This window comes from Bacillus sp. 0102A (assembly GCF_036765155.1).
Lineage (GTDB): Bacteria > Bacillota > Bacilli > Bacillales > Bacillaceae > Bacillus > Bacillus subtilis_G.
In genome coordinates, this window is the sequence record NZ_JBAIZW010000001.1 from 135,484 (window position 1) to 155,133 (window position 19,650).

A 19,650-nucleotide genomic window follows, 5' to 3' on the forward strand; every position below is an offset into this window, starting at 1 on the left:
ACAGTCCCCCTATTGTAATGAAGATAAAAAGCTTTTTCCGTATTTCGGTTTATTCACTTGGAAATTATCAGCGATCGTCGCGCCGATATCAGCAAATGTATCTGCAAGCGGCAGCATTTGCACGTTCTTATGTTTTTTGCTGTAAGCGAGAATCGGCACATACTCGCGTGTATGGTCGGTACCGTGATGAACCGGATCATTGCCGTGGTCGGCTGTAATGATTAACAGATCGTCTTCTTTCATTTTCTCAAATACTTCCGGAAGCCGCGCATCAAATTCTTCAAGCGCGCGTCCGTAGCCTTCCGGATCGCGGCGGTGTCCGAATAAGGCGTCGAAATCAACAAGGTTCGCAAAGCTCAAACCTGTAAAGTCTTCTCCCAGCGTGTCGATCACTTTGTCCATTCCGTCCATATTGGAAACTGTTCTCCGTGAAGAAGTAATGCCTTCTCCGTCATAGATATCAGAGATTTTTCCGATTGAGATCACATCTAAGCCGCTGTCTTTCAATTCGTTCATGACAGTGCGGTCAAACGGCTTAAGCGCATAGTCATGACGGTTTGGTGTCCGTTTGAATTGTCCCGGCTCTCCGACGAACGGCCGTGCGATAATGCGGCCTACCATATACTTCGGATCAAGCGTCAGCTCTCTCGCCATTTCACAAATACGGTACAGCTCCTCAAGCGGCACAACCTCTTCGTGAGCGGCAATTTGCAGAACAGAGTCAGCAGATGTGTATACAATTAAAGCCCCTGTCTCCATGTGCTCTTGGCCAAGTTCATCCAAAATCGCTGTGCCGGAAGCCGGCTTGTTTCCGATAATTTTGCGTCCAGATCTCTTTTCCAGCTCCTGAAGCAGTTCATCAGGAAAACCTTCCGGGAACACTTTAAACGGTTTATCTATATACAAGCCCATGATCTCCCAATGGCCGGTCATGGTATCTTTACCGTTAGACGCTTCTTGCATTTTTCCATAATACGCAAGCGGATGTTCTGTTTTTCCCACACCTTTGATATCTCCGATGAGACCAAGGCCGAGTTTTGCCATATTCGGCATATGTAATCCATTCATATGCTCGGCAATATGCCCGAGCGTATTGGCGCCTTCGTCATTAAAGTCAGCGGCATCGGGCGCTTCGCCGATTCCGACTGAGTCCATCACAATTAAAAACACACGATTATATTTGTATGCAGGCATCTTGAAAGCCTCCTTTTTTTCTATACGTCTATTGTATCGCTAAGAGGTCTGACAACTCAAGTATAAACCGTTTTCATTCCCGTTGACAATGCATTCGGAAATAATGAGAAACTTCAATATTTTCTGTCGTGCTAAACAAAAAAAGCCGCAGCCCCCCTCCCGGCTAGGCGCGCGGATGAAACTGCTTGTACACATCCTTCAGCCTTGTTTTCGTCACATGCGTATAAATTTGCGTCGTGGATATATCCGCATGGCCGAGCATTTCCTGCACCGCTCTAAGATCAGCCCCGTTCTCAAGCAGATGCGTCGCAAAGGAATGCCTGAGAGTATGAGGGGTCAGCTCTTTTTTGATTCCGGCTTGAAGGGCGATTTTCTTTAGGTTTTTCCAAAACCCCTGACGGCTGATTTGCTTGCCGTGATGATTTAAAAAGAGGGCGTCAGACACTTTGTTTTTCAGTAGTTTCCCCCTGGCTTTCGTCATATATTCCTCAATGGCGGAAGCGGCAGCTTCACCGATTGGCACAATCCGTTCTTTTCTTCCTTTCCCGAAGCAGCGGACAAAACCCATGGATAAATGAACGTCTGCCGTTTTCAATTCTATCATTTCACTGACTCGTATGCCTGTCGCATAAAGCAGCTCCAGCATCGCTTTATCCCGATAGCCGAAAGGGCTCGTCAGTTTAGGCGTGTCCAATAATCGCTCGACCTCATTGAGCGCGAGCACCTTCGGAAGCGCCCGTTCAGTCTTTTGTGTTTCGATATGAACGGAAGGATCCTTGTCCGTCACCTTTTCCCTGAGCAGAAATTGGTGAAAAGAGCGAATGGATGCCAAATGCCTCGCTGATGTCTTGCCGGATTTCCCCGAGTCCTTCAAGTGCTTTAAATATTGGATAATATGTATGCGGGTTACGTGATTCCAATCTGTAACATGAAGGGTTTCTGTTAAATAGAGAGAATAGCTTTTCAGGTCCCGTTCATAGGATACCACCGTGTTTTGTGAAAGCCCTCTCTCTACCATGACGTAGTGGATGAAATCCTTTATTTGATCTTTCACTCTAGATCTACTCCCCGTTTTGGTAAAAAAAGATCAACCGGTCGAACCATCCGCCTTTTTCATCCTGATCCATTTCAACAACTTTTACAGCGGAGCCTTCCGGTTTATCGTACCGATGATAGTTTTCATATTCTTGATTCACCCATATCATAGCATAATAGAACAGAGCGGTAAAACCGGTAAACAGGATGAAAACTTTCAATGCATCGAGAGCTGTTTTCAGGAATCTTCCCATGTCCTAATCGATCCTTTCCCTATGGTTCCAGTTATTTAAACCATATGCCAAATCAGAAAGGTTTTATACATAGAAACAGCAAAAAACCCTTTCCCCGTGAGAAAAGGTTCGCGCTCGGCACCGTCTATTCAGTTTCTGTTCCGTTACAGCGGTGGCAAATGCCGTGAAACGTCAATCTATGATCTTTAATCTTAAATTTCCAATCACGTTCAATGATTTCTTCCACGTCTTCCAGCAAATCTTCTTCAATTTCATCAACGGCTCCGCACTCCATGCACACCAAGTGATGATGAAAGTGAGCTGCGCCCTCTTTCCGTAGGTCGTAACGGGACACGCCGTCTCCAAAGTTAATTTTATCAACGACTTTTAATTCAGTTAATAATTCAAGCGTACGGTATACTGTTGCGAGACCGATCTCAGGAGATTTCTCTTTTACGAGGAGGTATACGTCTTCTGCGCTTAAATGGTCTTCTTCGTTTTCAAGCAGCACTCTTACTGTCGCTTCACGCTGAGGCGTAAGTTTGTAGCTGGATGAGTGCAGTTGTTTCTTAATTCGATCAATACGGTTTTCCATGTCTTTCCCTCCTACGCCGCATTCCATGACTCATTATAACAAAATACGCGCAGAGTTCCAACTATAATTATTATAAACTGATAAATAAAATGTTTTTCTTTTAATAATTATTTTAAAAAAGTCTCAATGTAAGCTTTTCCATTAACACAGGAGATAAATATGCCTCAAAGAGAGATGAGATCAGTGCTAAAAACAGAATGACCAGAAGCACGAGGGCATATTGGCCGAACCACTGAATCGGCGCATCATGCAGGCTTCGTTTAACGAACAGCTGCCTGATTAACTTTAATGAAAACGCAATTGCACATGTGCCCATAATGAGATAAGCCGGAATTAGCAGTACATTTTGCGGCAAAACGGAGACAAAGGATAAGAAAAAACCGCTGATTCCCATCTGATTGACGAGAAATCCGACAGTAAAGCCGACAACGATTCCTTTCAGAAAGATCATGATGAAAATAATCGGCATCCCAATGACGGAAATCCCCAATATCCACATCAGTCCTAAATATTTTACATTATGAAAGATACTTTGCCCAAACATATCGGATGAACTGGCCTGTTTTCCCTCCGAAAGCTGTCCGAAAAATTGGCTTAAATAGTAATATAAATCTTCTTTCTGGCTGATGGTCATGCTGTTGACAATAATCGCCCCAAAAATGACGCCCATGAAAAACAGGACTGAGACAAATATATAAAGAGAGAGATGATCTTTGACATGTCTGAGAAAGATGTCCTTATAAGAGATTTTTCGCATTCCGTTTCCTCCCGCCCGCTCTAGTGATTTGATTTAATAGATTGTATGAAAGAAACGAAAAAACATGCCCTTTTTCAAAAAGAGAAGAATGCTAGGCGGCTTTTTTGGGCACAAAAAAACCCTTATCATCAACTGATATATGATCATAAGGATTCTTGGGCTTTCTTGTATTCATCATCTCTTTTTTGCTTTTCGTCATTCTTTCATGTGTACTGAAGGATGGTGTGCTGCCTCTTGATAATAAGACGTCACGTCCGCCGTTTCTCAGCAGATGCTCCCGCTTCTTTTTCGCTCGGCTTTTTGCCATGCTAATCACTCCCTTATTGATTTTCATAACAATTATAGCAAAAAAATGAACTCATGATAAAAAAAAGCAGCACCTTGTATGCCAGGTGCTGCTTTACTTCATTTATTTCACTGCTGTAAGAGCTGCTCGCTCGACCGCAGCTGCTACCTCATGATGGACTTTTGAGTCAAGCGGCTGAGGGACCACATCGCCTTGCTTTGTGCAGGCTGCGATGGCCTCTGCTGCAGCGACAAGCATATCATGATTAATCTCCTTGCTTTTTGCGTTGAGCGCCCCTCTGAAAATACCCGGGAAGCCAAGCACATTATTAACAGAACGCCCGTCAGCTGCATATGCGGCGCCAGCCTGCAGCGCGGCCTCCGGCTCAATTTCCGGCTTCGGATTCGATAAAGCCAAAATCACCTGGCCAGAACGTACAAATGCTGGTTTAATTAACCCGGGAACTCCGGTTGTGGCAATGATAATATCGCATGTTTCCATGAGCTCCTCGATGCTGGCAGCTGCCTGTCCGCCATATTGTTCGAGACGGTTCATCGCTTCCTCAGATTTGTCTGTTCCGTATACAGCTTTTACGCCATAGGCCATAAACATCCGGCAGATAGCGACGCCTGCTGCGCCCAGACCGATTTGCCCCACCTTCGCTTCTTTCAGGTCAACACCCGCGCTCCTGCATGCCGAGATGGCAGCAGCCAGCGTCACAACAGCTGTACCGTGCTGATCATCGTGCATAACAGGGATGTTCAGCTCCTCTTTTAGGCGGTCCTCGATTTCGAAGCAATGCGGCGAGCCAATATCCTCAAGCAAGATGCCGTTAAAACCTGGTGAAATATGTTTTACCGTTTTGATGATTTCTTCAGGATCACTCGTATCAAGCAATATTGGTATGCCGCTGATACCCGCCAGCTGATCAAACAAAGCAGCCTTTCCTTCCATGACAGGCATGCCTGCCACAGAGCCGATATTCCCAAGACCGAGAATTGCCGTTCCATCCGTTACAATCGCGACAGAATTGCTGATCGTTGTATAAATAGAAGCTTTTTCGGGGTCTTTTTCGATCAGCCTGCACACGTCTGCAACACCTGGTGTATAGACACGCCCGAGCTCTGCCAGTGAGCGGATCGGCATTTTGCTTTTCATTTGGATTTTTCCGCCTTCATGTGCGGACAGGACTTCATCAGATACGGTGTGAAGCCTGATCCCTTCTCCCAGACCCTGTACAGCCGCGATCACTTCCTGAAGCTGTTCTTCATTCTCCACTTGAACGGTAATATTCCGCATTGTGTAATTGGGTCCGACTTTTACCGTCTCCACTTCACCAATATCCCCGCCCAGAAGGCCGATTGCCGTCGCTACCCTTCCTAGATTTCCGGGAACCGAAGGCGTTTCAATCATCAGTGTCCGAATCATGTGTTTCGCTATCATTCAGTGATCCTCCCCAATTAGCCTAGTTTTTCGGCTTTAGCTGTATTGTTTTTCGTATACCATATAAATTTTCCTGTATAACCATAGATAATAGCAAGACCTATTGCAACAAAACTGAGCCACATAAACGGCAGATAGGCGAAGGTAGAAACCCCTAAAATACCAGCCATGTAAATACCGTTATCAGACCAAGGGACCATACCTGAAGTTAATGTTCCCCCCACCTCTGAGTTACGGGATAGCACCCTTCTGTCTAGATTCAATCGATCATAACTGTTTTCCATAATCTTCGGTGTCAAAATAAGAGATACATACATCGCACAGCCGAAGATGTTCGCTAAAAATGCTACAATCAGCGTAGATATAGTGACGTTGCCCGGTGATGTTAATTTCTTTTCAAACATAGAGACGATCACTTTTAAGACGCCAAGCTTTTCAAGCAGCCCGCCAAATCCGAGACCAAAGATAATGACGACAAGGGAACCGAGCATTCCGACGATGCCTCCGCGATTTAACAGGCCGTTTAAGAATTCAACATCTGTTTTAATAGAGAATCCGTTGTAGGCAGTTGCAATCGCATCCGCTGGATTCATGCCTTGGAAAACAACAGCCCAGATAGCGCCAAGCAAAGCGCCAATTACGATAACCGGCATTGACGGCTTTTTCATCGCCAATAAGACGATGACGACAACAGCCGGAATCAGCATCCAAATATGAATGTCAAACGTATTTTGCAAAGAAGATTTCAAAAATTCAACTTTATCAAGGTCAATATTTTTCCCGCCGTACATAAAACCGGTAATTGTAAAGAGGATTGCTGTAATCACATACGCCGGCACAGATAAAAAGAGCATGGCTCTGACGTGGTCTAAGACATCCACTTTTGATAGTGAAGATGCCAGAACTGTGCTGTCTGAAAGAGGTGACAGCTTGTCCCCGAAATAAGCGCCTGAAAGAATAGCGCCCGCTACAAGAGGAAGCGGAAGGCCTAATCCTTCTCCAATTGCGATCATGGCAATGCCGGCAGTCCCGACTGTTCCCCATGACGTTCCTGTTGCTACAGACATAATGGAACAAATAATTAACGTTGCAAGTAAAAAGATACTAGGATGAATAAATTCTAAACCATAGTAAATCAGAGTTGGTACGATCCCTCCGGCGATCCATGTTCCAATAAGTGCTCCTACTGAAACAAGAATCAGAACAGCTTCAAGACCGTTTGATATACCATACAGAATAGCATTCTGCATATCTTTATAAGAATAACCGAGTCTGATACCGAGAATCATTGCGATAAACCAGGAAATGAAAAGCGCAAGCTGTATCGGCATGTCTAAAAAGACTGTAAACGACATGACAAGTGCTAAAAATGATCCTAGTACAATAATTATTTCGAATAGTGTTGGCAGTCTTACATCCTTCAAAAGAAGTCCCCCTTCATGTAAAAAGCTAAAACGCTTTCAATAAATAGTGCAATACACGTATACTATACTTCCTCATCCCTATGTTGTAAACAGCTTATTCATCCGATTATCCGGAGATGAATAAGCTGTATTTTGTTCAAATTTTATTTTTCTAATAGTTCTTTCCCTGCAATCCCTGGTTTTGTCATCTCGTACGGGTTTAAAATAGTATCCAATTCTTCCTCTGTCAGCACATCATGCTGCAGACAAAGATCACGGACTGATTGGCCTGTCATAATGGCTTCCCGGGCAATTCGGGCTGCCGCTTCATATCCAAGATGCGGATTGACTGCAGTGATCACACCTGCACTTTTTTCCACGTACTGTTTCAAGCGTTTTTCGTTGGCCTCGATGCCTTTTAAGCAATTGTCAGTGAACGAACGGAAGCCGTTGTTCATGATACTGATGGATTGAAGCAAATTAAAGACAAGCACGGGCTCCATCACGTTCAATTCAAGCTGGCCGGCTTCTGAAGCAAGGCAGATTGTATTATCGTTTCCAATGACCTGAAACGCAATTTGGTTGATCAGCTCCGCCATAACCGGATTGACTTTCCCCGGCATAATGGATGACCCCGGCTGACGTGCAGGCAGAGAAATTTCCGCAAGTCCGGCGCGCGGGCCTGATGCCATTAAGCGAAGATCGTTTGCGATCTTAGACATGTTCATCATGCAGACCTTTAATGCTGCTGACACCTCTGTATAAGCATCCGTATTTTGTGTGGCATCAACGAGATGATCAGCGCCGACAAGGGGAAGACCGCTGATATCCGCAAGGTGCTTCACAACCTGTTTGATATATTCAGGATCTGCGTTCAGGCCCGTACCGACAGCTGTTGCGCCCATGTTGACTTCATACAGGTGCTGGCGTGATTGCTTGATCCGTTTGATATCACGCTCCAGGACGCGGCTGTACGCTTCGAATTCCTGGCCTAGACGAATCGGAACAGCGTCTTGCAGGTGTGTCCGCCCCATTTTAATAACAGAATCAAACTCCTGTGCTTTTTGTTTGAACACACTATGCATATCTTCCATTGTTTTCAGCAGTTTTTCTAAAAGCTTCAACGTGGAAATATGAATAGCAGTTGGAAACACATCGTTGGTTGACTGTGACATATTCACATGTGTGTTTGGGCTTAAATGGATATAATCGCCCTTTTTATGTCCCATAATTTCGAGCGCCCGGTTTCCGATCACCTCATTGGCATTCATATTCATAGAAGTTCCGGCACCGCCCTGAATCGGATCGACGATAAACTGATCGTGCCATCTGCCTTCCAGAATCTCGTCAGCGGCTTGTACGATAGCTTGGCCAATTCCTTCATACAGCCGTTTCACGTCCATATTGGCAAGAGCCGCAGCTTTTTTTACGATCGCCAGCGCGTTAATCATTTCTTCATGGATCTTGTATCCCGTAATCGGAAAGTTTTCAGAAGCACGGAGCGTCTGAATTCCGTAAAAAACATCCGCTTCAATTTGTTTTTCCCCAAGGAAGTCTTTTTCCACACGGTATTCTTTTTGGCCGTTTAACATAATCTTTAACCTACTTTCTCTTTGGTGGTTATCGTTTTTGACCTTTTATAGGACAACATCATCAGCAATCGGCGTTTCCATAATTCTCTTGACGACAGCAAGATCCGAAGACTGGCCGAGTGCCCACATTAATTTTGGCACGATTGCTTCTGTGTTCATATTTCTGGATCGGATAATTAAGTCTTGGTTGACTCTGCGGCCGACTTCGTAAATGCTCATGTCTTCGCCTTCTTCCAGACATTGAGTCGTGATGACGACGACGATTCCGCTTTCGATCAGCTCATTCACTTTCGACAAAATGTCTCTGCCTTCAAACGGCACGCCTCCGCTGCCGTAACTTTCAATGACGATTCCTTTGAAGATGCTTTTTAGGGCATCAAACATTTCAGGTTTTAAGCCCGGATGCAGCTTCAGCAGACATACATCAGTGCATAGTGAAGTATCAACTTTGAAGGTGTCGTTCTCAGGTTCCGTTACTTGTTTGTTGTATTCGATCCCGTCTTCATTGATAAAAGCGATATATGGGTAATTGATGCTTTCAAATGCGTCGTAGCTTTTCGTTCTTAATTTGATCGCACGTGTTCCTTGGATGACTCTGCCGTCAAACACAACATAAACGCCGCCCACACCTTCACAGGCAAAGCGAATGGCGTCTGTGATATTTTTTTTGGCGTCCGTTTTTTGAAACGTGATTGGAATCTGCGAGCCAGTGATCACAATCGGTTTATTGGCATGCTGCAGCATATACGATAATGCGGCAGATGTATAGGCCATTGTATCTGTACCGTGAGTAATAACAAATCCGTCATAGTCATCATAATTCCCCTTAACGGCTTCTGCTATTTCCACCCAGTATTCAGGCTGCATATTGGTGCTGTCTATATTCATAAGCGACTGAGTTTCCATCGTGTAATCGTTATCAAGTTTTGATACGTAACTTAATAATTCATCAGCCTTGACCCCGGGAGCCAGCCCATTTTCCCCTTCAACTGAAGCAATCGTTCCCCCAGTTGTCAACATCAATAATTTTTTCATACCATGCACCTCTTCACTGTATCTAAAGATGGGTTGCGAGAAGATATTCGCTTTTCGCATACTTTTAATGCCATTATAGACACGGAAAATAAAATACGCAAGACATTATTATTCAATTCGCGTACACTTCCTAATACCTATATGATATAATCAGCTCAAGGTGAAAAAGGAGCGGAAGTTCATGAATCTAGATCGTTTAACTGAATTGAGAAAAAAGAAAAATTGGTCGCTTCAATATACAGCTGACCTTCTGGGTATCGCAAAAAGCACATATGCCGGCTACGAATCAGGCTACCGGCGGCCTTCACTTGAGGCGCTTGCCATGCTGGCTGACCTCTTTGACACAACCTGCGATGAACTTTTGGGCCGCGAGAAACAAAAGCAGACTGCTCCTCAGACCATTGAGTTGACCACGTGGAGCAGCCTTAACTTGACTATTTCTGTTGATGACAAGCCGCTGAGTGAAGACGAAATCATCCAGCTGATCACCTTTATCCGGACGAAGAGAAAAGTACAGGAGGAAATGAGTTAATCTTTCACTCACGGTTTAATTTTACCGTAGGTTCCTCCTCCTCCGGCTTTCAATTCCAGCTTTCCGGATCTCGCTTTTACAATTAACGCCGCGGTTTTCGGCGGGACAACGCGAGCCAAATCTTCTTCTGCCGCCTCATGAAGAACAGCCATTTCTGTTCCAAAGGCTTTTTTTAGTTTATCCAGCGTTTTCGGACCGACACCCGGAACAAATTGCAGCGGGATCTGATGAACATATCGCGGACGCGAGATGCGAACTTCAGTCTGATCACTCAATTCACGCAATCTTTCGCTAACTCCCTTTGTAAACTTGGCATTTCCGCAATTCGCGCACACCGTTTCCCCGCTCACAGCAGGTTCTCCGCATGCTTCGCAAGCCGTCTGATAATATTTTCCCAATAACGGATCCAAGCCATAATTTGCGGTAATTTTCCTGTCATCCTGCACCCTTAATGCAAGAGCAAATTCAGTAAAATCAGCTGACTGCACATATAGTTCATTATATTCTCTGCCGATTTTCCCTAACGAATGCGCATCAGAATTTGTTAAAAACGTATACTGATTCAATTCAGATAGGTGTGAAGCCATGTCTGTATCACAGCTCAGCCCAAGTTCCACCGCATCTATCATAGAGGGATCAAAAACCTCGGTTAAGCTTGATGCAACCCCTTTTCCATATAAGCTTTTATGCGGTGTAAAGATATGGGCGGGGATAAACAGTCCGCCCAATTCCTTCACTTTTTTTTGCAGATTCAAGCCCGTTTCATAAATCCGCTGTGAGCTTAAATGAATGTTTTTCAGCCGCCCTGACAGCCAGTTTGAAAACCGCTTCATTTCAGCAAGCGTTGGCATAAACACGAGGACATGGATCGGCCCGCTGCAGGCTTCATCATAAATCTCCAGCTCGCTTCCCAATAAAAGAGTCGTGTTGCGGTACCGAATCCCCCCGCCGTCAAGCTCGTGATATCTTCCGGATGAAATGCCTTCTTCTAGCTCCAAAATGACTTCCGGAGAATGGCAGTCGATAATGCCAAGAAGTTCTATCCCTTTATGCTCACTGGCTTCTATCAAAATTCGGTCCAGTGTCAGTGTCTTGGCACCTGTTATTTTGACAGCCCTTCCTGTAAAGGTCCGGCCGATATGAATGTGTAAATCCGCGTAAACCTTTTTCATTTTTGAGCTTGGAGCGCTTCTTTCAGCTGGAGATACTGAATCGCATAGGCTGTTTTAGCATCATATACGTCACGTGATTCCACCAGCTTCAGCGCCTCTTCAAGCGTCACCTCCATCACTTCAACAAACTCGTCCTCATCAAGCTCCCGTTTTTCTTCGAGAACAGAAAGCTCTTCAGCAAGAAACACGTGAACGATTTCATCAGCAAAGCCGGGCGATGTATAAAACGCAGTGATTTTTGTCAGTTTTTTCGCTGTATAACCCGTTTCCTCTTCAAGTTCCCGAAGTGCCGTATACTCCGGCTCCTCCCCTTTTTCAAGCTTTCCGGCCGGAATTTCAACGATCGTCCGCTCAAGCGGCTTGCGGAATTGTTTGACCATCATGATTTTCCCTTCATCAGTGACAGCTAATATCGCTACAGCCCCAGGGTGTTTCACAATTTCACGTTTACTCGCTTTGCCGTTTGGCAGCTCCACGTCCTCTACATATAGATCAATGACTTTACCTGAAAAGATCTGTTCTTTGGCAATTGTTTTTTCTTCTAATGATTTCATTTCTTCATCTCCCGTTCTGTCTCTATATGATGCCCCATACATTTTATCATACTAAAAAAAAGGGGGCTTCTTCATGAAAGTGCACCGCATGCCAAAAGGTGTTGTCTTAGTCGGAAAAGCATGGGAGATTCGGGCGAAGTTAAAGGAGTACGGGCGCACATTCCAATATGTGAAAGATTGGGTCTCTAAGCCGTAAAAGTTGAAACTTTAGCTCCTTTATATTACGGTCAATACAAAGCTTTAAAAAAGGAGTGTGCACATGAGAAAGCGCAAACTGGGTACATCTGATTTAGAAATAAGCGAAGCCGGACTCGGCTGTATGTCTCTTGGTACTGAAAAAAACAAAGCTTTGTCTATCTTGGATGAAGCCATCGAGCTTGGCATCAACTATTTGGACACAGCGGATTTGTATGACCGCGGACGCAACGAAGAAATCGTCGGTGAGGCGATCCAAAACAGACGACAGGATATTATTTTGGCAACGAAAGCGGGAAACCGCTGGGATGACGACAGCGAAGGCTGGTATTGGGACCCATCAAAAGCTTACATAAAAGAAGCCGTGAAAAAGAGCCTTGCACGGCTGAAAACAGATTATATTGATCTCTATCAGCTTCACGGCGGCACGATAGAGGACAACATTGATGAAACGATCGAAGCGTTTGAAGAATTAAAACAAGAAGGTGTCATCCGTTACTATGGCATTTCTTCCATTCGCCCGAATGTCATAAAAGAATATGTAAAAAAATCAAACATCGTCAGTATTATGATGCAGTTCAGCCTGTTTGACAGACGCCCCGAGGAATGGCTTCCGCTTTTAGAGGAACATCAAATCAGCATAGTCACCAGAGGTCCGGTTGCCAAAGGGCTCTTGACAGAAAAACCGCTTGAACAAGCAGCGGACAGCATCAAACAAAACGGGTACTTGTCTTATTCCTTTGAGGAATTGACAAATGCCCGCAAGGCAATAGAGGATGTTGCTTCCGATCTTTCCATGACAGAAAAGTCGCTGCAGTATCTGTTAGCACAGCCGGCTGTCGCTGCAGTGATTACAGGCGCCAGTAAGATTGAGCAGTTACGGGAAAACATTCACGCTGCAAACGCACGGCGTTTAAGCGAAGAGGAAGTCAAAGCGCTCCAATCTCATACGAAACAAGACGTTTACGAAGCTCACCGCTCATAACAGAAAACAAGCACCTGTACGGGTGCTTGTTCATATGGTTGACAAAATCCTAAAACGGTTTTCGTTTTAGGATTTTGTCATCTTTTCAGCGTGATTGAAAACCCTTGAAGTCTAGGAAGGACGAGCATTGGAGCAGACTTCCGCAGGATGCGGTGGCAGGGGCGTTTGAGCAGGACGCTCTAGCTTTTAGCCGCTGATCTTTTTTCACGTGAGCACCAATGCGCAGGACTGACAACGAATGCGAGGATTTGTCGACACGCTGAAACCAGCACCTGTACGGGTGCTGGTTTTATTTATATTGATGCCAATCCATTTGGCTTTCATCAAGGAGCTCTTCAAAGCTTTTATTTTTTTCGATCTCTTTTTTCTTTCTGAGCTGTTCTGCTTTTTCTCTTTCCTGCCTCTTTTCGTCCTCTTCCTTCAACTGACTCTTCATCTCCATAAGCTTTGCTTTGATGTCGGTTTGAAGGCCGTCTTTTAATTGATGTTTGTCAGCGGATTTTTGTTTTTTCATGTAGACTTCCCCCGTGTTTTGTTTTGAAGCCAGTTTATCACGGAGCATACAGACTGAACAAGCGGGCTCTCTTCTCAAAACTTTTTTGATCCGCGCAGCAGTGTTTAGGTATAATGATTTCAAGTGTAAATTTCCTGTATTTAGTTGAAAGGTGCTGTGACTCTTTTGAAGAAAATCCTTTTGGCCATTGGCGCTCTCTTAACCGCTGTTATCGGAATCGGAGTTGTTTTTTCGAATATCATTCTATTTATCAAGAAAAAGACAGATGAAGACATTATCAAAAGAGAGACAGACGACGGACATGATGTGTTTGAATCCTTTGAACGAATGGAGAAAACTGCTTTTGTGATACCCTCGGCTTACGGATATGATATAAAAGGATACCATGTCGCTCCGCATGACACACCAAACACCATTATCATCTGCCACGGGGTGACGATGAATATACTGAATTCTCTTAAATATATGCATTTATTTCTCAATTTCGGCTGGAATGTAGTGGTTTATGACCATCGCCGTCACGGTCAAAGCGGTGGAAAGACGACTGGCTACGGGTTTTATGAAAAGGATGATCTCAGTGAGGTTGTCAATTGGGTCAAAAACAAAACAGGTCATCGCGGATTGATCGGCATTCACGGTGAATCAATGGGAGCTGCGACCGCCCTGCTTTACGCTGGTGAACACTGTGATGATGGGGCTGATTTTTATATTGCTGATTGTCCGTTCGCACGTTTTGATGAACAGCTTGCCTATCGGCTGAAAGCGGAATACAGGCTCCCGTCTTGGCCGCTGCTCCCCATCGCCGACTTCTTTTTGAAGCTGAGAGGCGGCTATCGGGCACGCGAAGTATCTCCGCTTGCTGTCATTGATCAAATCGAAAAGCCGGTCCTCTTTATTCACAGTAAGGATGATGATTATATTCCGATTTCTTCAACCGAGCAGCTTTATGAAAAGAAACCCGGACCGAAGGCACTGTATATTGCCGAGAACGGTGAACACGCCATGTCGTATACCAAAAACCGGGACACGTATCGAAAAACGGTGCAGACGTTTTTAAACAAAATGAAGGGTTCAACAACATGCTGAAATCTTAGGCCTTGCCTCGTGTTTTTCTTTCCATAATAAAAAGCGAAAGGCCACTTCGGCTCTTTCGCTTTTCCATTTCATAAAACGTCGGTAATGCCATCCATATTTTCTCTGATCCATTCAATCGCAAGATCTATTGTTGTGAATTCTTGTGTTTCGAATGTCATTTCATCCTGCAATAGCCAAACATCTTTCTTGATAGACTCTGCTCCTCCAATTGACCAATGGAGCAAGGTATAGGGATGGTTTTGGTTTAGGAAGGATACCCAAGTTTTATTCTGTGCTGTGTTCTTCATTGACTTCAGCTTTTGTTCCACGTTTCGTGTCTCCCTACTTTACTAATATGCTCATTCTGGGGCTGAGCATTTCAGCCGGGCTTTTCAGCGCCAGTGTTTTAGCTTTTTCATTGTAATCGATCGTCATTTGATCGTCAAAAAACACTTTTTGCGACGATTGGATATAAAGCGGGATGCCGTTCGTTTCCAGCTGCTCGCACTGTCCCGTTAATTCTTCTGCCAGCCAGATTGTCGGTACACCGCTTACCGCGCAGCCGCACCCTTCTGCATCGTAACGAAGCTGGGCTTTTTTCCTTGGATTGGCGTCAAACGCCTGCTGCAGTGCTTGTTTTGCTGCATCTGTCACGTGTATGTTCATAAGGTGAGTCCCCCGTTTCCATCATTTTCGCTATTGTAGCATACAACGTTTCTATCCGCATTGTTTCCGCCTTCTCTCCACCGCTTCGCATTTTCTTCTGCAGCCTTAATCCAATCATCTTTCCCTTGTATGTACTGATTGATACTATCCGGATGCTGGGCCGCCAGTCGTTTTTTTAGATTGGCGTATTCGTTCGCTATTTCTGGATGAGCTTTGAGATAATCTCTCAATAGCAGATGCCTTTCAATAGCAGGGTTTCCCTTTTCGTACATATGGAGATGGTGAGTGCGTTTATGACCGCCCTTTTGGAAGTAACGCCTGCCCGCTACGCCATTTTCTCCTTTCGGTGTGTAGCCGATTGCCTTCATTTGTGTATCATATTGGCTCACAGCTTCAATTCTTCTTACTTCAATCAGAATATCAATGATTGGCTTTGCCGCCATGTTCGAGATCGATGTGCTTCCGATATGATGAACAGCGATGATCTCCGGTCCGAACACAAGCTTCAGCCGTTCTTTTTCTTCACTGAAAAGTTCCGCCCATTTTTCATTGTAGGGAACGACTTCAACTTTTCTTTTCGGATACAAATAAAAGACAGACAGCAAAAGACCCTCCGCCGCTTCGACGGTTTCTGCCTTTTGAAATCCCGCCTGTGTATAGAGCGACATGGCCGGTGTATTTTTCTCGGCTGTGACTACTTCGATTTTCTCAGCGTCTTTGTTTTGATCGATGACAAATTGCAGAAGTGCCCGTCCAATCCCTTTTCTGAAACCGCCGGGATGCACGACAAGCCTGCAAATGGTGAGATGATGCATGTTTTTCTCATATGAAATGACACCGATCAGTTTGCCGTCTTTCCGATATCCCGCAAACTGTTCATGGGATGCTTGAATATCCTTCGTCTTCTCTTGTAAGGCGGGGATACCGTCAAAACCGATAAGCTCCGCTTCTTTTATGTAGGCGGGCTGCTGTACGGCAATAATCTCACGCGCTGTGTTGTCTTTTTTATGCTGAAGAGATTCAATCATTTCTGTTCTCCTGAAAATAGCCGCTGTCTCTCGACCTTTGCAACGCGGACTGCATACGACGCGTACCAAACGCTCTTTCCTTTTTCTTTTGCCGCTTGATGTTCGGTGTGATGCTTCCAGCGATTAATGGCGTCCATACTGTCCCAATAGGACACCGTTATGCCCCTTCCATCCGCTTCACGAACGCTTTCGACGCCTAAAAATCCGGGCTGATCCGCCGCCAGCGATACCATCCGCTCTGCTGTTTCTCCATATCCTGTGTCACTTTCGCTTTTGACAGATGAAAAAATAACTGCATAGTAAGGAGGTTCAGGTGTTTTTGATAAGAAATCCATCATATTTCCCCCTCATATGTTTTTGACAAACAGGACCTTGTCTTGGCCCGGGCCATCGTAGTTTGCAAACACTGAGATGCCATTTAGCGTTTTGGTTCCTTTTTCAATGTCAAAGCCCAATTTTGTGTGATACGCGATTGAAACCTTATTCACCGGTGAAGTGACGCACTTGACCCGCGTGCATCCTCTTTGTTTTACCATTTCAATAAAGACATCATATAATTGTTTTCCAATTTGCATTTTTCTGAAATCAGGGTGCACACCGGAAAAATGGATGTATGCCGTTTCAGGATCCGATTGCGATTGAAACCCGATTAAAAACCCTGTCATGCTGTTATGTTCAGATGCAATAAAGCTTGTGTCCTGAAAATGCTCAAAAAATAGTCTCGGCAATTTTTCTTTCAGCGGTCGGCCGCCCCACCATTCATTCATTACAGACGTTACCATTTCATAATCTGAAGACGTGATTGTTCGAATATCCATTTACGATTTAATCTCCCTCCGTCTGGCAAAACGAATGTCAGCTCTTTTTTTCTACAATACAGAAATTATATTTTGCCTGACTGGAATTGTAAATGCCTTCTTTTCTGTATCATACGTTTCGGAGACTGCGGAGGGAACAATGTTTGATCATTTTACACATATTTCTCCCACAGTGCAGGAGGGAGAAACTTTACAGCACAATATCAAGCACCTGATCAAGTTTCAGCTTATAAAGCTGATCCTCGTCTCCTTTTACCCATACTGTTTTTTCAAACTCTTCATACCGGCAGATTTTCCCGGTACAGCGGACAATTTCACCGTCCTGAAAGCAGCTGACAGTAATATCCTGAGCAAACTCCATCGCGGCGCAAAGCGTTTGATTCATTTCCTCCAGCTTATCGGGATCAAGGATCGGCTTTTGCAGCTTCTGTTTATGGCGCTTTCTCTCAAGCAGGCTTTGTTTATGTTCTGGCAGAAACATCCTGCTCCCTTCCCACAGCAGGTTGCCTCTTTTTAAATGGTCGTTCATTTATAGTGCCCTCCTATTTTAGCCGCACGTTCAAATGCCTGGCCTGCCGCTGTCAGTGACGCCGCCCTGACGATGGCTGTGTCGCCGAACCGGTTTTTAATGCCGTCCATCACATAGCCCAGGCTCATTTTCTTTGCATCATCCTGAAATAAATTGAGCTGCCATATGTCATCAGATGAGAGCTGAGACAGATTGACCCCCAGGCGGCGGACAGGCTTCCCGTCCCAAAACGTAAGAAACAGCCGGCACACAGCCTCATATACATCCTGCGTGGAATTAGTAGGCTCCGCCAGCTTCACTTGCCGGTTGAAGCCTGTCGGCCAATCAAAATCAGTCCCCCGGCAGCTTACTGACACGGTCTGTCCCATTGCCCCGGCGTTTCGGCTTCGCCTGCACACTTCTTCACTCAGCTCCAGCAGCACGACTTTAATTTCTTTGTCAAAGTGTTCGTAGTCTCTCGGGAGCGTCATTCCATGGCCGATGGCCTTTTGCCCGTCCAGAGATGAAGTTGAAACAGGGGAATAGTCGATCCCGTTCGCCGTCATCCACAGCACGTGGCCGTTAATGCCCCATTTCTTTTTTAAAAGATCGAGCGGAAAAGCCGCGAGCCCGCCGATCGTGCTGATGCCCATTCGGTTTAAATGATGCCTCATGCGGCTCCCCACACCAAACATGCTGCCCACCGGGAGCGGCCACATTTCGATTTTCATATTTTCTTTCGTTAAGGTAAAAATACCGTTCTTATTCTTTTTGGCAAAATTGTCGCATGCGATTTTAGCCAGCGCTTTATTAGGGCCGATTCCGACCCGCGCATAAACGCCGATCTCCCGCATGATTCTGCCCTGAATGCTTTTTGCGATCTCATCCGGCGTCCCAAACAGCTTCTGGCTGCCTGTAATGTCCATGAACTGTTCATCGATGGAATACGGCTCTACAAGATCTGTATATTCCTCTAAAATGGCCGTGATTTGCAGTGATAAATCAATATACCGCTGCATACGAGGCCGGAGCACAACTGCTTCAGGGCACTTTTCCTGCGCCTCCCACAGCCGGGAAGCATTCACGACCCCCTTTTGTTTCGCCAGCGGGCAGGCGGCCAATACGACTCCTCCCCTTCTTTCAGGGTCACCCGACACAATGACGGGCCTATTTTTCAAATGTGGATTTTCCGCTTTCTCTACAGATGCATAAAACGATTGCATGTCAACGAGAAAAATCACTTTTTCTTTCATCATACACACCTCTAAAAAGAACTTATGTTCGCTTTTTCTATTATATGCGAAAATATGTTCGATTTATACTGGTAAATGATTCTTGCCTGACAGAAAATATGATCCAAGGGTTTGAGAGAAGAAAAACATTTAGTAGAATAAAAGCGGGGCATAAAGATAGGAGAGTCATAATGGAGAAATTTGTCGAGAAAATGTTGGGACAGGCACTGCGTCAATACGGCCGAAATGTTGCCGTAGATCCGTTAAGCCCGTATGAAAAACAAAGCCTGAAAGCAGCCTTGGAAGAGAGACGGAATGAAGAACCCGATGAAGAGTTGCATGCGCATATAGAAGATATCATTTATGACTATGTCACCAACCAAGGACTGTTCTCTTAAACATTGGCCAAAAGAAACAGAGACGCACAGCGCCTCGAATCGGACTGTGAGTTCTTTCAGCCGCTAATGCGGCTTTCCTTTGTAAAAACCGCCATGATAACAAACAAGAGTCTTTGTCATTATGCAGAAAGGCTTGTAAAAAAGAAAAGCCTGAGTCATACCCAGTGCCGCCTGTTCTGCCGGTCCATGCAGCACTCCGTCAGCTTGAATCAGCGGATTATCGCCTTTCATATTCAAACAGACACCATTTGCTTCCACGGTCTGCCGAATCGCTTTGAAATGCCCGGCATTCCAGCATCAATTACATCAAATAATATGCTTTCACCGCCATAAAAACATCGGATATATTATCATTTTACTCCCGAACGCCTCAACCTCAATTTCAACGATGTAAACTCCGC

Annotated in this window: 24 protein-coding genes and 1 pseudogene; 5 read left to right on the forward strand and 20 right to left on the reverse strand. The window is 45.0% G+C overall.

What is annotated here, in order from left to right:
• Window positions 1-9: 9 nt before the first annotated feature.
• From deoB to ansA, 10 genes are all read right to left on the reverse strand, one after another.
• The gene (gene deoB / locus V6D41_RS00775) at window positions 10-1,194 is read right to left on the reverse strand and encodes a phosphopentomutase (RefSeq protein ID WP_333516957.1); all 1,185 of its coding nucleotides are present in this window, start codon (window positions 1,192-1,194) and stop codon (window positions 10-12) included.
• A gap of 163 nt (window positions 1,195-1,357) precedes the next feature.
• Complete coding sequence (xerD, locus tag V6D41_RS00780; RefSeq protein WP_333516958.1) at window positions 1,358-2,248, reverse strand: site-specific tyrosine recombinase XerD; 891 nt, start codon at window positions 2,246-2,248, stop codon at window positions 1,358-1,360.
• Window positions 2,249-2,255: 7 nt separating this feature from the next.
• The gene (locus V6D41_RS00785) at window positions 2,256-2,483 is read right to left on the reverse strand and encodes a YqzK family protein (protein ID WP_003223970.1); all 228 of its coding nucleotides are present in this window, start codon (window positions 2,481-2,483) and stop codon (window positions 2,256-2,258) included.
• A gap of 124 nt (window positions 2,484-2,607) precedes the next feature.
• Window positions 2,608-3,057, reverse strand: coding sequence for a ferric iron uptake transcriptional regulator (gene fur / locus V6D41_RS00790; RefSeq protein ID WP_010328189.1), 450 nt, complete (start codon window positions 3,055-3,057; stop codon window positions 2,608-2,610).
• A gap of 112 nt (window positions 3,058-3,169) precedes the next feature.
• On the reverse strand, window positions 3,170-3,814 hold the full coding sequence (spoIIM, locus tag V6D41_RS00795; RefSeq protein ID WP_333516959.1) for a stage II sporulation protein M: 645 nt from the start codon (window positions 3,812-3,814) through the stop codon (window positions 3,170-3,172).
• A gap of 91 nt (window positions 3,815-3,905) precedes the next feature.
• Window positions 3,906-4,121, reverse strand: a complete 216-nt coding sequence (locus tag V6D41_RS00800; protein ID WP_333516960.1) for a hypothetical protein — start codon at window positions 4,119-4,121, stop codon at window positions 3,906-3,908.
• A gap of 102 nt (window positions 4,122-4,223) precedes the next feature.
• A complete protein-coding gene (locus V6D41_RS00805) occupies window positions 4,224-5,543 on the reverse strand; it encodes an NAD-dependent malic enzyme (protein ID WP_087990610.1) in 1,320 nt (439 codons plus the stop codon).
• Between the two features lie 17 nt (window positions 5,544-5,560).
• Window positions 5,561-6,967: a malate-H+/Na+-lactate antiporter MleN gene (gene mleN, locus V6D41_RS00810; RefSeq protein ID WP_148961956.1), complete on the reverse strand. Its 1,407-nt coding sequence runs from the start codon at window positions 6,965-6,967 to the stop codon at window positions 5,561-5,563.
• Between the two features lie 143 nt (window positions 6,968-7,110).
• A complete protein-coding gene (aspA, locus tag V6D41_RS00815; protein ID WP_148961957.1) occupies window positions 7,111-8,538 on the reverse strand; it encodes an aspartate ammonia-lyase in 1,428 nt (475 codons plus the stop codon).
• A 45-nt stretch (window positions 8,539-8,583) separates the two neighbouring features.
• Window positions 8,584-9,573, reverse strand: coding sequence for an asparaginase (gene ansA / locus V6D41_RS00820; protein ID WP_148961958.1), 990 nt, complete (start codon window positions 9,571-9,573; stop codon window positions 8,584-8,586).
• A gap of 181 nt (window positions 9,574-9,754) precedes the next feature.
• Between ansA and V6D41_RS00825 the strand changes: the two genes are divergently transcribed.
• Complete coding sequence (locus V6D41_RS00825) at window positions 9,755-10,105, forward strand: helix-turn-helix domain-containing protein (protein WP_148961959.1); 351 nt, start codon at window positions 9,755-9,757, stop codon at window positions 10,103-10,105.
• 8 nt (window positions 10,106-10,113) lie between these two features.
• Here V6D41_RS00825 and V6D41_RS00830 read toward each other — a convergent pair whose 3' ends face one another.
• Window positions 10,114-11,277: a TIGR00375 family protein gene (locus V6D41_RS00830; RefSeq protein ID WP_333516961.1), complete on the reverse strand. Its 1,164-nt coding sequence runs from the start codon at window positions 11,275-11,277 to the stop codon at window positions 10,114-10,116.
• Window positions 11,274-11,831, reverse strand: a complete 558-nt coding sequence (gene nudF / locus V6D41_RS00835; RefSeq protein ID WP_333516962.1) for an ADP-ribose pyrophosphatase — start codon at window positions 11,829-11,831, stop codon at window positions 11,274-11,276. Before nudF ends, V6D41_RS00830 begins: the two co-directional genes overlap by 4 nt.
• Window positions 11,832-11,904: 73 nt before the next feature.
• On the opposite strand from nudF, the gene mciZ reads away from it, so the two are divergent.
• On the forward strand, window positions 11,905-12,027 hold the full coding sequence (gene mciZ, locus V6D41_RS00840) for a Z-ring formation inhibitor MciZ (protein WP_014114281.1): 123 nt from the start codon (window positions 11,905-11,907) through the stop codon (window positions 12,025-12,027).
• A gap of 63 nt (window positions 12,028-12,090) precedes the next feature.
• A complete protein-coding gene (locus V6D41_RS00845) occupies window positions 12,091-13,011 on the forward strand; it encodes an aldo/keto reductase (RefSeq protein WP_333516963.1) in 921 nt (306 codons plus the stop codon).
• Window positions 13,012-13,300: 289 nt separating this feature from the next.
• Here the strand turns inward: V6D41_RS00845 and V6D41_RS00850 are convergent, their stop codons facing one another.
• Window positions 13,301-13,525, reverse strand: a complete 225-nt coding sequence (locus V6D41_RS00850) for a YqkE family protein (protein WP_087990810.1) — start codon at window positions 13,523-13,525, stop codon at window positions 13,301-13,303.
• A gap of 165 nt (window positions 13,526-13,690) precedes the next feature.
• On the opposite strand from V6D41_RS00850, the gene V6D41_RS00855 reads away from it, so the two are divergent.
• Window positions 13,691-14,611, forward strand: a complete 921-nt coding sequence (locus V6D41_RS00855) for an alpha/beta hydrolase (RefSeq protein ID WP_333516964.1) — start codon at window positions 13,691-13,693, stop codon at window positions 14,609-14,611.
• Window positions 14,612-14,688: 77 nt separating this feature from the next.
• On the opposite strand, the gene V6D41_RS00860 is transcribed toward V6D41_RS00855, so the two are convergent.
• From V6D41_RS00860 to V6D41_RS00890, 7 genes and pseudogenes are all read right to left on the reverse strand, one after another.
• A complete protein-coding gene (locus V6D41_RS00860; RefSeq protein ID WP_003236767.1) occupies window positions 14,689-14,928 on the reverse strand; it encodes a YqkC family protein in 240 nt (79 codons plus the stop codon).
• 13 nt (window positions 14,929-14,941) lie between these two features.
• Window positions 14,942-15,265 (reverse strand): iron-sulfur cluster biosynthesis family protein, encoded by a 324-nt coding sequence (locus V6D41_RS00865; protein ID WP_087990619.1) that lies wholly within the window; start codon window positions 15,263-15,265, stop codon window positions 14,942-14,944.
• A complete protein-coding gene (locus V6D41_RS00870; protein ID WP_333516965.1) occupies window positions 15,262-16,293 on the reverse strand; it encodes a bifunctional GNAT family N-acetyltransferase/GrpB family protein in 1,032 nt (343 codons plus the stop codon). The genes V6D41_RS00865 and V6D41_RS00870 overlap by 4 nt, the downstream gene beginning before the upstream one ends.
• A pseudogene (locus V6D41_RS00875) lies at window positions 16,286-16,631 on the reverse strand (antibiotic biosynthesis monooxygenase family protein). Before V6D41_RS00875 ends, V6D41_RS00870 begins: the two are co-directional and overlap by 8 nt.
• A gap of 9 nt (window positions 16,632-16,640) precedes the next feature.
• Window positions 16,641-17,111: a GNAT family N-acetyltransferase gene (locus V6D41_RS00880; RefSeq protein WP_087990621.1), complete on the reverse strand. Its 471-nt coding sequence runs from the start codon at window positions 17,109-17,111 to the stop codon at window positions 16,641-16,643.
• 190 nt (window positions 17,112-17,301) lie between these two features.
• Window positions 17,302-17,640 (reverse strand): YolD-like family protein, encoded by a 339-nt coding sequence (locus V6D41_RS00885; protein ID WP_087990622.1) that lies wholly within the window; start codon window positions 17,638-17,640, stop codon window positions 17,302-17,304.
• On the reverse strand, window positions 17,637-18,875 hold the full coding sequence (locus V6D41_RS00890) for a DNA polymerase IV (RefSeq protein ID WP_333516966.1): 1,239 nt from the start codon (window positions 18,873-18,875) through the stop codon (window positions 17,637-17,639). The genes V6D41_RS00885 and V6D41_RS00890 overlap by 4 nt, the downstream gene beginning before the upstream one ends.
• Window positions 18,876-19,042: 167 nt before the next feature.
• On the opposite strand from V6D41_RS00890, the gene V6D41_RS00895 reads away from it, so the two are divergent.
• Window positions 19,043-19,249 carry a YqzH family protein gene (locus V6D41_RS00895; RefSeq protein ID WP_333516967.1) on the forward strand — a complete coding sequence of 69 codons (207 nt, stop codon included), beginning with the start codon at window positions 19,043-19,045 and terminating at the stop codon, window positions 19,247-19,249.
• Window positions 19,250-19,650: the final 401 nt, after the last annotated feature.

Bases quoted from the DNA above. Each gene is read 5' to 3' on its own strand.
- deoB (WP_333516957.1), bottom strand. From the start codon at position 1,194: ATGCCTGCATACAAATATAATCGTGTGTTTTTAATTGTGATGGACTCA.
- V6D41_RS00785 (WP_003223970.1), bottom strand. From the start codon at position 2,483: ATGGGAAGATTCCTGAAAACAGCTCTCGATGCATTGAAAGTTTTCATC.
- fur (WP_010328189.1), bottom strand. From the start codon at position 3,057: ATGGAAAACCGTATTGATCGAATTAAGAAACAACTGCACTCATCCAGC.
- spoIIM (WP_333516959.1), bottom strand. From the start codon at position 3,814: ATGCGAAAAATCTCTTATAAGGACATCTTTCTCAGACATGTCAAAGAT.
- V6D41_RS00800 (WP_333516960.1), bottom strand. From the start codon at position 4,121: ATGGCAAAAAGCCGAGCGAAAAAGAAGCGGGAGCATCTGCTGAGAAAC.
- V6D41_RS00805 (WP_087990610.1), bottom strand. From the start codon at position 5,543: ATGATAGCGAAACACATGATTCGGACACTGATGATTGAAACGCCTTCG.
- aspA (WP_148961957.1), bottom strand. From the start codon at position 8,538: ATGTTAAACGGCCAAAAAGAATACCGTGTGGAAAAAGACTTCCTTGGG.
- ansA (WP_148961958.1), bottom strand. From the start codon at position 9,573: ATGAAAAAATTATTGATGTTGACAACTGGGGGAACGATTGCTTCAGTT.
- V6D41_RS00825 (WP_148961959.1), top strand. From the start codon at position 9,755: ATGAATCTAGATCGTTTAACTGAATTGAGAAAAAAGAAAAATTGGTCG.
- V6D41_RS00830 (WP_333516961.1), bottom strand. From the start codon at position 11,277: ATGAAAAAGGTTTACGCGGATTTACACATTCATATCGGCCGGACCTTT.
- nudF (WP_333516962.1), bottom strand. From the start codon at position 11,831: ATGAAATCATTAGAAGAAAAAACAATTGCCAAAGAACAGATCTTTTCA.
- mciZ (WP_014114281.1), top strand. From the start codon at position 11,905: ATGAAAGTGCACCGCATGCCAAAAGGTGTTGTCTTAGTCGGAAAAGCA.
- V6D41_RS00845 (WP_333516963.1), top strand. From the start codon at position 12,091: ATGAGAAAGCGCAAACTGGGTACATCTGATTTAGAAATAAGCGAAGCC.
- V6D41_RS00850 (WP_087990810.1), bottom strand. From the start codon at position 13,525: ATGAAAAAACAAAAATCCGCTGACAAACATCAATTAAAAGACGGCCTT.
- V6D41_RS00865 (WP_087990619.1), bottom strand. From the start codon at position 15,265: ATGAACATACACGTGACAGATGCAGCAAAACAAGCACTGCAGCAGGCG.
- V6D41_RS00870 (WP_333516965.1), bottom strand. From the start codon at position 16,293: ATGATTGAATCTCTTCAGCATAAAAAAGACAACACAGCGCGTGAGATT.
- V6D41_RS00880 (WP_087990621.1), bottom strand. From the start codon at position 17,111: ATGGATATTCGAACAATCACGTCTTCAGATTATGAAATGGTAACGTCT.
- V6D41_RS00885 (WP_087990622.1), bottom strand. From the start codon at position 17,640: ATGAACGACCATTTAAAAAGAGGCAACCTGCTGTGGGAAGGGAGCAGG.
- V6D41_RS00890 (WP_333516966.1), bottom strand. From the start codon at position 18,875: ATGATGAAAGAAAAAGTGATTTTTCTCGTTGACATGCAATCGTTTTAT.
- V6D41_RS00895 (WP_333516967.1), top strand. From the start codon at position 19,043: ATGGAGAAATTTGTCGAGAAAATGTTGGGACAGGCACTGCGTCAATAC.